15 protein-coding genes are annotated in these 13,700 nt (G+C 61.0%); 12 read left to right on the plus strand and 3 right to left on the minus strand.

Translation table 11 applies throughout. The features are described from left to right. Positions 1-19: 19 nt before the first annotated feature. The 4 genes from HMPREF2617_RS03750 to HMPREF2617_RS03765 all read left to right on the plus strand — a co-directional run bounded on the left by HMPREF2617_RS03750 (position 20) and on the right by HMPREF2617_RS03765 (position 4,717). Positions 20-1,096 carry a hypothetical protein gene (locus HMPREF2617_RS03750; RefSeq protein WP_070840027.1) on the plus strand — a complete coding sequence of 359 codons (1,077 nt, stop codon included), beginning with the start codon at positions 20-22 and terminating at the stop codon, positions 1,094-1,096. Between the two features lie 53 nt (positions 1,097-1,149). Next, a complete protein-coding gene (locus HMPREF2617_RS03755; RefSeq protein ID WP_070421628.1) occupies positions 1,150-1,569 on the plus strand; it encodes a cupin domain-containing protein in 420 nt (139 codons plus the stop codon). 127 nt (positions 1,570-1,696) lie between these two features. Then, positions 1,697-3,199 carry a DUF4185 domain-containing protein gene (locus tag HMPREF2617_RS03760; RefSeq protein ID WP_070568623.1) on the plus strand — a complete coding sequence of 501 codons (1,503 nt, stop codon included), beginning with the start codon at positions 1,697-1,699 and terminating at the stop codon, positions 3,197-3,199. 33 nt (positions 3,200-3,232) lie between these two features. After that, positions 3,233-4,717: a DHA2 family efflux MFS transporter permease subunit gene (locus tag HMPREF2617_RS03765; protein ID WP_246821692.1), complete on the plus strand. Its 1,485-nt coding sequence runs from the start codon at positions 3,233-3,235 to the stop codon at positions 4,715-4,717. 41 nt (positions 4,718-4,758) lie between these two features. Here the strand turns inward: HMPREF2617_RS03765 and HMPREF2617_RS03770 are convergent, their stop codons facing one another. After that, entirely contained in the window at positions 4,759-5,274 is a 516-nt protein-coding gene (locus HMPREF2617_RS03770; RefSeq protein WP_070452676.1) for a pyridoxamine 5'-phosphate oxidase family protein, read from the minus strand. Between the two features lie 46 nt (positions 5,275-5,320). Here HMPREF2617_RS03770 and HMPREF2617_RS03775 point away from each other — a divergent pair, with 46 nt between their 5' ends. After that, a complete protein-coding gene (locus tag HMPREF2617_RS03775; protein WP_070840034.1) occupies positions 5,321-6,097 on the plus strand; it encodes a spermidine synthase in 777 nt (258 codons plus the stop codon). Positions 6,098-6,113: 16 nt separating this feature from the next. Here the strand turns inward: HMPREF2617_RS03775 and HMPREF2617_RS03780 are convergent, their stop codons facing one another. Beyond that, a complete protein-coding gene (locus HMPREF2617_RS03780) occupies positions 6,114-6,605 on the minus strand; it encodes a 2'-5' RNA ligase (RefSeq protein ID WP_070421633.1) in 492 nt (163 codons plus the stop codon). Between the two features lie 38 nt (positions 6,606-6,643). On the opposite strand from HMPREF2617_RS03780, the gene HMPREF2617_RS03785 reads away from it, so the two are divergent. From HMPREF2617_RS03785 to HMPREF2617_RS03805, 5 genes are all read left to right on the plus strand, one after another. Continuing rightward, on the plus strand, positions 6,644-7,663 hold the full coding sequence (locus HMPREF2617_RS03785) for a hypothetical protein (protein WP_070840035.1): 1,020 nt from the start codon (positions 6,644-6,646) through the stop codon (positions 7,661-7,663). Beyond that, positions 7,660-7,947 (plus strand): hypothetical protein, encoded by a 288-nt coding sequence (locus HMPREF2617_RS03790; RefSeq protein WP_070421635.1) that lies wholly within the window; start codon positions 7,660-7,662, stop codon positions 7,945-7,947. The genes HMPREF2617_RS03785 and HMPREF2617_RS03790 overlap by 4 nt, the downstream gene beginning before the upstream one ends. A 118-nt stretch (positions 7,948-8,065) precedes the next feature. Continuing rightward, positions 8,066-9,277: an ABC transporter substrate-binding protein gene (locus HMPREF2617_RS03795; RefSeq protein ID WP_070614114.1), complete on the plus strand. Its 1,212-nt coding sequence runs from the start codon at positions 8,066-8,068 to the stop codon at positions 9,275-9,277. Then, entirely contained in the window at positions 9,277-10,359 is a 1,083-nt protein-coding gene (locus HMPREF2617_RS03800; RefSeq protein WP_083323191.1) for a FecCD family ABC transporter permease, read from the plus strand. The genes HMPREF2617_RS03795 and HMPREF2617_RS03800 overlap by 1 nt, the downstream gene beginning before the upstream one ends. A gap of 4 nt (positions 10,360-10,363) precedes the next feature. Further along, entirely contained in the window at positions 10,364-11,116 is a 753-nt protein-coding gene (locus HMPREF2617_RS03805; RefSeq protein WP_070840040.1) for an ABC transporter ATP-binding protein, read from the plus strand. A 56-nt stretch (positions 11,117-11,172) separates the two neighbouring features. Here HMPREF2617_RS03805 and HMPREF2617_RS03810 read toward each other — a convergent pair whose 3' ends face one another. Continuing rightward, positions 11,173-11,946 (minus strand): MerR family transcriptional regulator, encoded by a 774-nt coding sequence (locus tag HMPREF2617_RS03810; protein WP_070840042.1) that lies wholly within the window; start codon positions 11,944-11,946, stop codon positions 11,173-11,175. 51 nt (positions 11,947-11,997) lie between these two features. Between HMPREF2617_RS03810 and HMPREF2617_RS03815 the strand changes: the two genes are divergently transcribed. Both HMPREF2617_RS03815 and HMPREF2617_RS03820 read left to right on the plus strand, forming a co-directional pair. Next, positions 11,998-12,492: a DUF1707 SHOCT-like domain-containing protein gene (locus HMPREF2617_RS03815; RefSeq protein WP_070819871.1), complete on the plus strand. Its 495-nt coding sequence runs from the start codon at positions 11,998-12,000 to the stop codon at positions 12,490-12,492. Positions 12,493-12,529: 37 nt separating this feature from the next. Then, positions 12,530-13,624, plus strand: coding sequence for a hypothetical protein (locus HMPREF2617_RS03820; RefSeq protein ID WP_070840045.1), 1,095 nt, complete (start codon positions 12,530-12,532; stop codon positions 13,622-13,624). The last annotated feature ends 76 nt before the right edge of the window (positions 13,625-13,700 follow it).

Consider the following 13,700-nt stretch of genomic DNA (forward strand, 5'->3'; position numbering starts at 1 on the left):
CTGCGCCTACAATGCGCCCATGGCACAAAAGCTTTACCCACTGGCTCCATCCACATGGGGTGCGGCCGTTGAAATCCCCGTAGATCACGTCTCCCAAGCGGCGTTGTTCTCGGATTTCGCTGGTAAGCGAGGCACCTCCTATGTGCCCGTCGTGCTTGAGGCGAACCCCCTCAACGCGTCGTGGCGTGTGCGGCTACACAATGCAGCATCGCAAAACAGCATGCTGGCTGGACCAGTGCTTGGGGAGGTTTCGCCGCAGTGGCGTTCGCTTTTCGACGAGGTGGAGCGCGTCCACTCCTCAATCCTGAAACCCGTTGCCCTGGCGGCAGTGAAGTTGGAACGCGACATCGGCCAATTCGAGGTCAACTTGTTGCTGCCCGAGCCCCAGTTGGCGGTTCCGCGCAACAACGCACCTGAGACTGCCTCTGTCCTGCGTGCCGGCGACATGTTGGTCATCGACACCACCGAAGGGGAATTTAACGCGGCAGATCTAGCACACCGCTCCCCTGGCCAATGGTTCGTCGGATTGCAAGCGCTCGGCGACACCGCCGTCGCGACCCTGGATGGCAAGGTGCTCGGCTCGCTTGCGGAGCCCGAGGTCGTCGAATGGGTTCGCTCCTACGAGCACGGCAACCTTTGGGCACGCGCGATCCTGCTCGACGGCATGGCGGCGCTGGATGCCGCAAGCCCGGACGAAGGCACCGACACCGTCCCGCCGCTATCGGCGGCGCCGGCACGCCAGATCACGCCGTGGCAAGTGATCGACTTTCCAGACGGCAGCTGGGCCATCACCGTGGAGCGCGACGCAGCGATCGACCCCCAAGACACGGTGCACCCGAAGCACACCGCACGCTATGTCTCGCTCGAGGGCAAAGGCCGCCCAGACGAGCTCGACGCACCGACGGAGATGTTCGCGCGTCTCGACGAGACCGAAACACCCGACAAGCCCACAGCGCCCGCAGCGCCCGCGAAGCGCCCGGACGCAACACGAGTTGCGCAGAACGACCGCCCAGAGGGCTACCTCACCGAGGTGGAGAAGGTCCAGCTCAGGAGGCGGAACCGGAAGCGTCGTCGTGGTGGAAGGCATCGTCGATAAGCAAAAGCTCCTATGGTGGGAACCGTAACGAACCCGAAGTTTAAGGAGCGATCATGGCTGACCATGGACCGAATCCGTACGTCGTTGACATTGAAAAGGCGACGCTTGATAACGAGGCGTTCCGCGACACCCTGTGGACCGGCAAGTTCCTGCAGCTGACCGTCATGACCATCCCGCCGGGCGGCGAGATCGGCGCTGAGATCCACGACGGCCATGACCAGTTCCTGCGCCTCGAAGAAGGCGAGCTGCGCGCAATGATCGGCGCATCCGAGGACGACCTCGAAGTCGACGAAGTGATCAAGGATGATTGGGCAGCATTCGTCCCGGGCGGCAAGTGGCACAACTTTGTCAACGAGTCCGACAAGCCGGCAAAGCTGTACTCCATTTACGCACCGCCGGAGCACAAGCCGGGCACCCGCCACGAAACCAAGGCGGACGCGGATAACGACCCGGATGAACACGACGCTGTCTAAGCCAAACACAGGCAACGTACAGTAATAACGTCACGGCCCCGAGCACCTGCCGGGGCCGTTTTCGTTTGCTACATTCTAAGGGCTTATTCACACGCAATTCGACATCTTTGTTTAAGAAGGCCCTCCCATGCGTTTCTCCTCTCGTCGCAACGCTTTGCTGTGTGCTACCACCGCAGGCAGCTTGCTTCTCGCCGGTTCCGTATGCGCCCCCGCGCACGCCCAGTCCAGCCTGAGCTCTTCTAGCTCGTCTGGTTCGTCCGGCTCGTCGCGCCCCTCATCGCCGTCGAACGAGTCCTACACCTTCCCGAAACCACCTGAGAAGCGCGCGTCCGACCCTGTGACCATGCCCGACGGCACAATCGTGCAGGTGATGGACGATGTGCTGGGCAAGTATTCGAAGCACGTCGGGTTTAAGGACGGCGACCTGGGTGCGATGGCGCCGCTGAACAACAGCAAGGAGTTTGCCATGATCTTCGGCGACTCCTTCCGCGAATCCATCAAGGGCCCCAAGAACGAATGGTTGAGCCCGGTTGGTGTTGTGGCGAAGATGAACGACGACGGTTTTATTGAAATCGTCCGCCCCCTGAACAACGGACGCCGAGTGGAAAGCCTGGTGTCGTACCACCACACCGACAACCTGACGCTTATCCCGTCGGATGTGATCAACCTCGACGGCACCTTGTACATGCAGGGCATGTGGAACAAGGGCATCGGTAACGTGCTCTACACGGAGATCTGGAAGTCCACTGACAACGGCCAGACCTGGAAGTCGATTTCCAAAACCCCAACGAATTACATTCCGGGAGGCCTCGGCGACCTGATCACCTGGGAGAAGGGCCCGGACGGCTACGTGTACGTGATGTCGAGTGCCTTCACCCGCAAGGAAAAGGTTTTCCTTTCGCGTTTTAAGCCGCAGGACATTGCGGATCGCAGCAAGTGGGAGCTCTACGACTACTCCGAACCCGACGCCGACAAGAAGTGGAGCAACGTCGCTGCCCCAATTCTGTCGGACGGTGTCAAGGCCGGCGAGATGAACCTGCGCTACATCAACGGTCACTGGGTGCTCGTGATGTTCAACGAGGAGAAGCTGGCCATCGAGGTACGCATCTCCGACACGCTTGAGCAAAACTGGGACAACGTGCCCGTGGCGACGATTGCCAAGCACGGCTCCTGGCTCAGGCCGCAAAATCCCAAGAACTGGTCGCAGCCTTACGGCGGCTACATCGTGCCTGGGTCCACGATTGACAACATGGACATCGTCGTCTCCCAGTGGAACACCGGCACGAACGACCGCTACATGTCCACCCAGTTCAACGTGAAGGGCCTGGACACCTTCTTCGGCATCAACATGGATGAGGCTATCGAGGACGACAAGGTCCTGGAGGTCGAAGAGCACGCCGCCACCGACACTCCGGACATGCAATCCGAGGAAAATCTGGTCCAGAGCAAGCCGGAAACGCTCCTGTCCTCCGAGGACAACGACGCGCTGCGCACCACAGGCATCGTGTTGGGCGTCGTCGCCGCACTTGGCGCGGCTGGCATGCTGGTGTTCCCGTATGTGAAGGACCAGATCCCGCAGCAGGTCGTCGATATGCTTCCGCCTCAGATTCGACAGATGCTCGGCCTCTAGCCACCCCTGGGAAAGCCCAGTATCATCTCGGCAGTGACTGTCCCTGTAAAGCGCTCGCCGTGGCCTGCTCTGTGGAGCATGATGCTGGGCTTTTTCATGATTTTGGTGGATTCCACCATCGTCTCCGTAGCCATCCCGGCGATCTCTGACGGGTTGGAGGCGTCCTATAACGAGGTGTTGTGGGTCAACAGTGCTTACCTGCTCGCCTACGCGGTGCCGCTGCTGATCACGGGGCGTCTCGGGGACCGCTTCGGGCCGCGCACGATCTATCTGATCGGCCTGACGATCTTTACTGTTTCTTCGCTGGCGTGTGGCTTGGCGGGAAGTTCGGCTGCGCTCATCGCCGCCCGGGCCTTCCAAGGTTTGGGTGGCGCGCTGGTAACGCCGCAGACGATGTCGGTGATGATCCGCACGTTTGCACCGAAGGAACGCGGCGGCGCCATGGGTGTGTGGGGTGCGACTGCCGGCCTTGCCACGGTGACCGGACCTCTGCTGGGCGGGGTGCTTGTCGACGCCGCCGGGTGGCCCTGGATCTTCTACGTCAACGTCCCAATCGGCATCATCGGCCTCATCCTGGCCTGGATATTTGTACCGAAGCTGGAGCAGAATAACCGCCACTTTGACTTGCTTGGCGTGGTGCTCAGTGCGCTTGGCATGTTCTGCCTCGTCTTCGGCGTGCAGGAAGCCCAGCACTTCGGCTGGGACTGGCGCGTGTGGACCCTGCTCGTCGTTGGCGTTGTTGCGATGGTGTTCTTCTTCCGCTGGCAGTCACGCCAATCCACGAACGCATTGGTGCCGCTTGCACTTTTCGACGACCGCAACTTCTCCCTCGCCGCCTTCACCATCTCCACCGTCGGCTTCGCGGTATCCACTTATGTCATTCCGTGGATGATCTACATCCAAACCGTCGGCGAGCTCTCCCCTACCCACGCCGCGCTGCTGATCTTGCCGTCTGGCTTGGTCTCCGGGGTGTTGTCGCCGTACATCGGCAGACTCACCAACACGCACGACCCGAAGCCGTTCGCCATAGCGGGAATGACGCTGGCGGCGCTAAGCATCGGCGCAACCGCACTGATCACAACACCTGGGGTTGACCCGAACTGGATGTATGCCATTTCGGTGGTGTACGGCGTGGCCAACTCGATGATGTGGGGGCCACTTTCCATGATTGCCACCCGCAACCTGAACCCGAAGTTGGCGGGTGCCGGTTCGAGTGTGTACAACACCACCCGCCAGATTGGTGCAGTGATCGGATCGGCGGCGATTGCCGCGATGATGTCCGCGCAGCTCGATTCGCGGTTGGGTACACACGCGGGTGCGAACGGCGGCGCCGCGGAGACACCGCCAGCATCGCCAACTGCATCGCCAACGCAGGTTTCCGGCCCCCTGCCGGAGTTTTTGCACGAGCCGTTTGCGGCTGCGATGGCAACGTCGATTTGGTTGCCGTGCCTCGTTATCGCCGCCGGCGCTCTGACTGCCTGCTTCTTTGCAAAAACCAAGTCCTGGGGCAGCGCCTAGAGAGGTAGGACCGTAGCGGAACAGCGCCTAGGTTGGTGCGCTTAAGGGCGCGGCATGATGCGAACGCGGTCCCAGTCGCCGTGGTCATTGAGCACGTAGGCCACGCGGTCCGAGTTTGAGCGGTCGTCCCAAAGGTTGAAAAATTCGAAGTGGTTCGGCTCCACCCGCCAGAGGTTGAAGCGGTCACCATCGACAACGCGCGACGCAGCGCCGCGGATGCGCACTGCCCGGCGCATGGGCTGCCACCAGAAATTCAGCGCTGCGGCCCAGCTCTTCTCAAGCTGGTCCACCTTGGCCGTTCCTGTCGCGGTTCCGAAGTGGAAGCCGTCGGAGTTGAGGTACAGAAGGTCGACGACTCGCGCATCGGGCTGACCGTTGTCGTCCACCGTGGCCACGGTGACCGCAGTAGGGTCGCCGACTTCGTTCTCCACGGCTTCTTTAAACCACGTGGCAAACAGTTCGTTCGGGTCCGCAGGAATATTGTCGGGATCAAACTTTCCCAGCGAGATATGTTGCTTGGGTAGCTCACCGATATAATCCTGCGACAAGTAGATCATGCAGCGATCGTAACAACTGGTCCGACCCTGTGCTGGTATTTCCCTTATGAACTCCCCACGGCGTAAACCTCGTGCGCCAAAGCGACGCATCACGGGCACCTACCCCATTGCTTCAGGCCACGCGGCCATCATCGCGGATCCGGACCGCGACGGCGGCTACACGTTAGAGGTGAATAACGTCCCGTCGTCGTATGTGGTGCCCGGCGCGCCCGAGGTGTTGGAGTACGACTACATGCGGTGGATCGCGGGGTTTATCCAGGGGTTTGTGGAGGACCGGCCCCTCGCGCCGTTTGCTGCGGTGCATCTGGGTGCTGCGGGGTGTGCGTTGCCGAGTTATGTGCAGCATCGGTGGCCGAGCAGCAACGTTGCGGTGGAGCTGGATGGTCAGTTGGCGCGGTTGGTGCGCGATGCGTTTGATCCGCCGGTGGCGATCAAGGTGGCGGAGGCGCGCGCGTTTACGCATGCGTTGCTGGAAGGTTCGGTGGATATGATTGTGCGCGATGTGTTCGCTGGCCCGGACACGCCCCGCCCACTAACCACGGTGGAGTTTTATCGGGCAGTACATCGAGCGTTGTGTCCAGGTGGGTTGTTTGTGGCGAACATTGGAGATGCCGCTGGTCTTGCACGCACGCGTGCGGAATTAGCGGGTTTGAGCGAGGTGTTTCGCCACACCATGGTCGCGGCAAGTGCGCCGGTGCTCGCCGGCGGCGCGTACGGCAACGTGGTGGTCGCGGCGTCTGATCAGCCGTTGCGGTGTTGTGCTGACGTGCCGTCGAAGTTGGGGCAATTGCTTATCGACGACACCCCGCCCCACCACGACTAACCCACCGCAAGGGACTTCAGAGCCGTAACTCAGTGCCCAGCGACGGCTGGTAGAGCGCGGCGTATTCCGCGGTGAGTTCTTTGAAGTGCGGGGATGTGACCTCGGCTAACGCTGCGATGTAGTCCGGCACCATGGCCTTGGGAATACGCAGTCCCATGGTCAGGTGCGGGATCCAGCGAGCGCCGCGACCGTCCGGGTTGGCGGCGCTGACGCGCTGGGCTGCCGTGTCGAGGGATTCGGGGGCTTCAAGCAGCCAGGCCACGGTTTGTTTGGATTTGGTGCCGAAGACGACGACCCCGGTTCGTCGTAAAGCAGCTGGCAATTCTGGCGGCAGGATGACTGCCGCCTCCCCGATGGCGTTGCGGTGCATTGTCGGTGCGAAGGTAACCGAGATGTGCGGCCGTTGGTGCTGCTGCGGGAAGCCCCGCTCCGCGAGCTCCGCGTAGATCTGCCGAACTGCGCGTTCTTCCTCCTCCGGGATGCGCAACAAAATATTCTCGGGTGACACGCCAGTAGCGTACCTATTTACATGCGTATTGTGGCTGCATGAATCCTTTCGAGCGCGCGCTGGCCGCCGCACCCGATTACGTTCCGTCGTATTTATCCAAGGTTTCACCGGGGGACTTTTCGCTTATAGGCGACACCTGGCAGATCCACGCCCGCACCTACACCGGCGGCGACGCCGTGTACGGTTTACGCCTCGGCGAGGACAACACTGTGGAATCCGTGACCATCAACGGTGTTCTCACCCGTGATATCCCCGAGTTGCCGCAGCGACCGGTGACGCTTCTGGACTGGTACGACGCCATCGTCTACCTCGACGGCTGCGGGCGCGAAGCCGACCGACAGGATCCGCGCTGGCACGGCGACGATCTGGATTCCGAACTTCAGCGCGCCGAGCACAACGTGGTCGAGGTGTCCTACACCCCGGTGCGCCTGGAAGCGTTCGCCGACCCGAAGGCCTGCGAGGACTACCTCAACCGTGTCCTTTCCTCCAGCCCAGTGCGAGTCGAGGTGCGCGAGCTGTCCTGGCCAGGCAATGCGACACAAACCGGGCTTGGGGATGCCAGCCTGATCGCCGACACCGGCCACCCCGACGCATACTCCCCAGGCCCCTACACCACCTCGATCGAGCCAAACCAGTGGTACGAGATCCTCCAGGACATGGGCTACGTCTCCTACGTCTACGCCCAGTACATGGACGCCGCCGCAAGCACCCAGCCAACCCAGTGCGGTGCGGCGACCGCGTACCGGATCTCCGACCTGCCCGAATACGTCACCTTCGAACCGTCGGCTGAGTACAACTGGTGGGCACTGTTCTTTCCCGACCTGAACTTCATGTTCAAGGTCTCCCCTGACGCCACGCTGCTGTACATCACGGTGGATAACAACGGGGGTAGTGTGGTCGTCGAAAATAAGCACCAGGGGCCGTACGCCAAACGCCACGAACTCCAGGAACGATTCCAGCGCAGGTGGGGGCATCTTGCCGACGACTCCATCCCGCACACCGACGCCGAAATCGACGCCGCAATCGCGACCGCACTCGAAGCCATTGGGGGTAAATGATGAGCACACGCTTTACCACCGACACCGTCGATTCGCTGCCACCGATGGACACCGACGACGGCTGGTCCCACAAGGGCTGCAACTGGACCAACGCACCGTGTGGCGACACCGCACAGTACTTCGTGTCCTATCCCTGCCCCGAACATGGCTCAGCGCACGCGGGTGAAACGCTGCTGTTCTGCCCACGCCACTATGCACTCAGCCTGCTGTACGTGGCCGAGGTCGCTATGCCCGACGGCGACCTGGACTTCGCCGACCTCGTGTTGGAGCACGGGGCGCTCTAGGCGATTCCCCAGCGTCCCCCTAACTCACCCCCAGACACTTGACGCCAAGCCAGGCTTGCCTTACCTTACCTCCGAGGCTTGTAAGGTAAGCCTAATCATTGTTTAGAAAGGTACTGGGTTGAAGCTCATCCAGCGCGCAGGGGTAGCCATTGTCTCCGCTGCAACAGTTCTCGGTCTCGTCGCATGCTCCGGCGAGACCCAACCACAAGACACCACCGCAACGTCGGCGACATCCGCCACGGCGTCCTCGACACGCAAGGCGGACGGTAGCGTCCACGTCACAGACGCTGCGGGACGCACTCTCGAATTCGACGAGCACCCCGACCGCATCGTCCTCGCCGAAGGACGCGCGGTCTTTGCTACCTCTGCTCTGCAAGATGACCCATTCGACAACATCGTCGCCTACGGCCAAGACCTGTTTAAAGCCGCACCCGCATTCCGCGAGAAGCTTTTCCAGCAGTTCCCGGAAGCCATCGACATGCCCATGATCGGCTCGATTCAAAAGGGTGACGTCACGGTGGAAAACCTGCTCGCTCAGGATCCGGACGTAGTCATCATGACGCTCGACCAGAAGAAGGCCACCGAAGAAAGCGGCTTCCTGGCGGACATGGACGCCGCCGGCATCACGTACGCCTTCATCGACTTCCGCCAAAAGCCACTGGAAAACACTACCGTTTCCATGTCCCTGCTCGGCGCCCTGTTGGACAAAGAAGATCGGGCAGCGAAGTTCAACGACTTCTACGACACTAAGGTCCGCACTGTGACAGACCGTGTCGCAACCATCAAGGACCGCCCCGACACCTTGGTATGGACCGCAGCTGGGTTCACCGACTGCTGCAACGTCGCAGGCGATGTCCACCTGGGCACTCTGGTCACCGCTGCAGGTGGGCATAACCTCGGACCTGATGTCATCAGCGTTGACTCTCCAAAGCTCACCGCAGAGAAGCTGGTAGAGATCAACCCGGAGAAGCTCATCGTCACTGGTGGTGAGTGGGCCCGCGATCCGAACAAGACCGAGCAGTTCCAGCATGTCGAACTCGGCTACCAGGCCGACGCCAACACAGCACTTAAAACCTGCTCTGGTCCGTTGGAGATCCCCGGCATCGAGCTGCTCGACGCCCCGAAGAACGGCAACTATTACGCCATCTACCACCAGTTCTACGACAACCCGTTCAACGTGTTCGCCCTCGAAGCGATTGCGAAGTGGCTGCACCCCGAGGAGTTCAAGGACCTCGATCCGGCAAAGGATTTCGAAGAGTTCCACGACGAATGGCTGCCGTACGACTACAGCGGCACCTTCTTCGTCAACGCGTCGGATGCTAACTCCTAATGGCTACAGCGGTAACACCTCCAGTCATGTTTGACGAGGCAGAGGCAATGGAGGCGATTGCGACGTACCGGCAACGGGGTCGTCGCAAAGCAATCGCGATTGCGGGGCTCACCCTCGCCGCGGTTGTGAGCTTCCTCATCGCAGTCATCGTCGGTCCGTTGGACATTTCGCTCGGCCAGGTTTGGAATGCGGTTTTCCGCCCTGAACTTGTCGGCGAGCAAACGCGCACCGTCATCCGCACCCTACGCCTTCCGGCTGCGATCATGGCAGTCCTCGTCGGCGTAGCACTGTCGCTCGCAGGCGCGCAGATGCAGACAATCCTGGACAACCCGCTAGCGGAACCGTTCACCCTCGGTATCTCCGCTGCGGCAGCCTTCGGCGCGGCAATGTCCATCGTCATCGGTTGGGTGGTGTTGCCGAACGCTCAACTCAACTTGGCGTTCACCGCAGCATTGTCGGCACTTGTCGCAGTCGCCATCGTTGCTGCGGCCGCAGTATGGAAAGGCGCAAGCGCCGAATCGATGATCCTGCTCGGCATCGCCCTATCGTTCCTCTTCCAGGCGCTACTTTCGCTGTTGCAATACGGCGCGAACACCGAAGCGCTCCAACAGATTGTGTTCTGGACAATGGGCTCGCTGCAACGTGCGAACTGGACCACCACGTCCATTCTTGCCGTGGTTATTGCGGTCGCCATCCCATTTTGCGTTGCCAATTCATGGCGCCTTACAGCGCTTCGACTTGGCGACGACCGAGCCGCCGCCCTTGGCATCAATGTCGCCCGTCTCCGCGTCAGCACTCTGCTCGTCGCTTCAGTGCTCGCAGCAGCCTCGGTGGCGTTCACCGGCATCATCGGTTTTATCGGTCTCGTCGGCCCGCACGTGGCCAGGATGCTGGTCGGCGAAGACCAAAAGTTCTTCCTACCCGCCTCAGCTGCAGCTGGGGCAATGCTGCTCAGCGTCGCTTACGCCGTATCCCTTTCCATTATCCCGGGCGTGGCGATCCCGATCGGCATCATCACGGCGCTCGTCGGCGTGCCATTCTTCATCTTCCTCATTTTCACCCGCAACCGGCGGAAAGGCTGAAACCATGGCAGTCCAAGTAGACGACCTGACAGTGAAATACGGGCGCAGCACCATCCTCGACTCCATGTCGTTCGGCCCGCTAACTGAAGGCAACGTAATCGGCCTGCTCGGCCCAAACGCCGCCGGAAAATCAACGCTGATCAAGACCCTGGCAGGCATTAAAACGCCAACGTCCGGCACCTGCACAATCACTCTCGACGGTGCGAATGTCTCCGACGCTAACCGCCCTCACGTCGTCGGTTATGTACCACAGGATCTGCTCACTGGAGCCTCGCTCACCGCGTTCGAGTCCATCGTGATCGCAGCCCGGCGCGGCGGTGGCTCCACCGAAAATCCCGTCGAAGCCACAGCGCGCATCATGAGCCGGCTCGGAATCACAGCGCTTGCAGACCGCATGATGTCCGCCATGTCAGGCGGCCAGCGACAACTCGTCGGCATCGCACAGATGTTGGTACGCGAGCCTCGCATCTTGCTTCTCGACGAGCCCACCTCCGCCCTCGACCTCCGCCACCAAGTCGACGTCCTCCAGCTGGTCCGTGAGGTCATCGCAGGCACCGACAAGCTGGCAATCGTCGCCATCCATGACCTCAACCTCGCTGCCCGCTACTGCGACGAGCTACTCGTCATGAAAGGCGGCAAAACGATCACCCACGACTCACCCAACGATGCATTCACACCCGAACTGTTGGAGCAGGTCTACGGCATCCGCGCCAAAGTGCTCCACGACGGCAACGTTCCTGTCATTTGCCCGGTGTAGGTGCCAGCACAGATCCCGGGCAGGTCCGGGGCAATCATGGGAGTTGAAGATACGGATTACCCCCACTGCGGGTTGTCCACATCCACGCCTGCGTTCTTGGCGTGCGCGGTGATCAGTTCGAGCAGGTAATCCTGCGCGCCATCGTAGGCGGCGTGGAAGCGGTCGTCGCCGACGTACATGCGGGCCAGGATGAGCTGGCGCGCCGGGGTGACGTCGTACCACTGGCCGATGCTCGCGCGGTGGCGCTCCACCAACGCCTCGGCCTCCTCGGAACCAGGTGCGACGCCGGCATCGCGGGCCGCGACTAGGTCCTTAGCCAGCGCTTCCTGCTCTTCCTGGAGGCGCTTGAAGTCGCCGTCCCCCATCTGCGCCAGCTTCTCCTGGGACTGCGCCCACTCGGGCGTATCGCCCCAGCGTTGCTGTGCTTCCTCCTGGTAGGCGGGCATGTTCTCGCCGAGATACTTCTTCATTGCGTCCATGTTGATCGCTCCTTGTGTTGATTCGTTGATGAGTTGTTCGACAGAGGCGAGTTGTTCCTCGAGGGCGTCTCGTCGAGAAGCAAGTGCCCGCTTGTGGTGCTTGAGGGCGTTTGCGAGGGTGTGCGGGGAGGCGTCGAGAAGCGATGCGATCTCCGCGAGTGGCACACCAACGCCGCGGTAGAGCGCGATAGCTGCGCCGCGTTCAAGATCCGCCTCGGTGTAAATACGGTGGTCCGCCCACGTGCGCTCCGGCTCGATAAGCCCGAGGGTTTCCCAGTGACGCAACGCTTTCGTCGATACGCCAAGAGCTTGTGCTGCTTGCCCGATCGTGTACTCGTTATCCTCTGTCATGATTGTGATTGAACAGGTTGCCGCTGGGGCAAGCGCAAATTGGAGGCGAACATGGACGATGTGCGTGTAGGCGATTCGGAGCGCTCAGCAGCCCTGGACAGGTTGGGCACACTGTTCGCCGACGGTTACCTCGACGTGGGCGAGTTCGAAGAACGCACAGGGCAGGCTGCAGTAGCGCGCACACGCGGCGAGCTTGCAACGCTTTTCGACGACCTCCCCGACCAACCCGCAGCCCCCGCAAAGCCGTCCGTTTCTGAGATCGAACTGGAGCAAAAACTCGCGGCGAAAAAGAAGATGGATGCCGCCATGGTCGCAACCGGTGTCCTCGGCGCCCTCACATACTTCATCCTCCAAATTGGCTTCGACTGGGATTACGCGTGGGCAGTCTGGCCGATAACTGGTGTTCTGATGATCACTTGGTTCCCCGTGTTCAACATCTCTGAAGAAGAGGATGAAGTCCTCGAAGAGCTGCTACAAAAGGACAAGAAGGAACGCGCGAAGCGCCTCAAGCTCGCGTACGAACGCCGCAAAGAACTTGGGAAATAGCCGGATATTTCCTGTGCACGGCGGTTAGAGTTGACGCATGATATTGCGTCGCGCCCTTGCGCTTGTTGCTGCCAGTTCCGTTGCGTTCGTCTCCGCCTGCGCGGGTGGGGATTCACGGGAGACCGTGGTCGAGACCTCCGTGAAGTGGGTCAACCCTGACGGCTCGGAGTTCGAAGGGGAAGATGAGCCGGATGGTGAGAAGGGGTCGTCGACAAGCAATTGGCGCGAGCTGTACGCGACAGTCCTTGACGCGCCAGGCGAGCAGAATTTCGACGTTCCGCTGGCCACGGATGGCGAGCTCGATTTCACGCTGAACGGCAATTACAACTACGCGCTCGTCGAAGCCAACGGTGGCGGCAACCCGGAACTGCTGCTCAGCCAGTGGGGCGACAACATGTACTCGGACCGTTATGCCAGTGTGTTGGTGTTCACGACCGATGGCGGGTCGCTGGAAGTTGCTAACCAATCACTCGTATACGGCGCTGCTGGCGCCGGCGGCTTCCGGGCTGGTCTCTATGCCTCGCAGCTCGGGCATGGCTTGTACCAGACCACGCACTCTTCGGGCACGGGCAAGGGCCAAAGTACCTGGGTAGATCTGGAGGGCTCTTCGTTGGTTGCATCGCAGGAATCCTCTGATTTCTACGCCATGAATCCGTCACCGCTACACCTGGTCATTGACTGGATGACACTCGAAGACCGAGCACCGCTTGACGCTGGCGAACTCACCGTTCACCTGGAGGAAAGCACTGTCGAGCGCGTCGGTGGCGAGGACGTTGTTATCGAGGGCACTGTGGTGAAGAAAACTGGTACCGAGCTGCAACCCGAAGGCATGCCAAACGGCGAGGACCCCTCGAGCGAATACTTCCTGCTTGAGCTGGATTCGCCCCAGGAATTCACGTATTACCAGCACGCCGGATCCGTGTACACAAAGTCCACGGATTCCGTGAGCCTGGGGCGTCGGGAGATCAGCGCCCGTGGCCACCAGTACCTCCAAAACCTGGAGTGGGAGAAGGTCGTTGGACAACGCGTGCGGCTGACGGTTGCGCCTCAGTACATGCACTTCCAGACCGACGCCGGAATGCCGATGGGCGCGCTTCGCGTTGGGCGCTACGAGAAGGTGGAGATTCTTTAAATGTTCGAATGCGTGTTCGAATGGGTCGGGTTGATGTCGTGAGGGGTTGATAGGTTTATGACAACTCACGAAAGGA

Origin of the sequence: Corynebacterium sp. HMSC070H05 (assembly GCF_001837615.1) — a bacterium.
Lineage (GTDB): Bacteria > Actinomycetota > Actinomycetes > Mycobacteriales > Mycobacteriaceae > Corynebacterium > Corynebacterium coyleae.

Excerpts from the sequence above, each read along its gene's own strand:
- HMPREF2617_RS03750 (WP_070840027.1), top strand. The coding sequence starts at position 20 with ATGGCACAAAAGCTTTACCCACTGGCTCCATCCACATGGGGTGCGGCC.
- HMPREF2617_RS03755 (WP_070421628.1), top strand. The coding sequence starts at position 1,150 with ATGGCTGACCATGGACCGAATCCGTACGTCGTTGACATTGAAAAGGCG.
- HMPREF2617_RS03760 (WP_070568623.1), top strand. The coding sequence starts at position 1,697 with ATGCGTTTCTCCTCTCGTCGCAACGCTTTGCTGTGTGCTACCACCGCA.
- HMPREF2617_RS03770 (WP_070452676.1), bottom strand. The coding sequence starts at position 5,274 with ATGATCTACTTGTCGCAGGATTATATCGGTGAGCTACCCAAGCAACAT.
- HMPREF2617_RS03775 (WP_070840034.1), top strand. The coding sequence starts at position 5,321 with ATGAACTCCCCACGGCGTAAACCTCGTGCGCCAAAGCGACGCATCACG.
- HMPREF2617_RS03785 (WP_070840035.1), top strand. The coding sequence starts at position 6,644 with ATGAATCCTTTCGAGCGCGCGCTGGCCGCCGCACCCGATTACGTTCCG.
- HMPREF2617_RS03790 (WP_070421635.1), top strand. The coding sequence starts at position 7,660 with ATGATGAGCACACGCTTTACCACCGACACCGTCGATTCGCTGCCACCG.
- HMPREF2617_RS03800 (WP_083323191.1), top strand. The coding sequence starts at position 9,277 with ATGGCTACAGCGGTAACACCTCCAGTCATGTTTGACGAGGCAGAGGCA.
- HMPREF2617_RS03805 (WP_070840040.1), top strand. The coding sequence starts at position 10,364 with ATGGCAGTCCAAGTAGACGACCTGACAGTGAAATACGGGCGCAGCACC.
- HMPREF2617_RS03810 (WP_070840042.1), bottom strand. The coding sequence starts at position 11,946 with ATGACAGAGGATAACGAGTACACGATCGGGCAAGCAGCACAAGCTCTT.
- HMPREF2617_RS03815 (WP_070819871.1), top strand. The coding sequence starts at position 11,998 with ATGGACGATGTGCGTGTAGGCGATTCGGAGCGCTCAGCAGCCCTGGAC.
- HMPREF2617_RS03820 (WP_070840045.1), top strand. The coding sequence starts at position 12,530 with ATGATATTGCGTCGCGCCCTTGCGCTTGTTGCTGCCAGTTCCGTTGCG.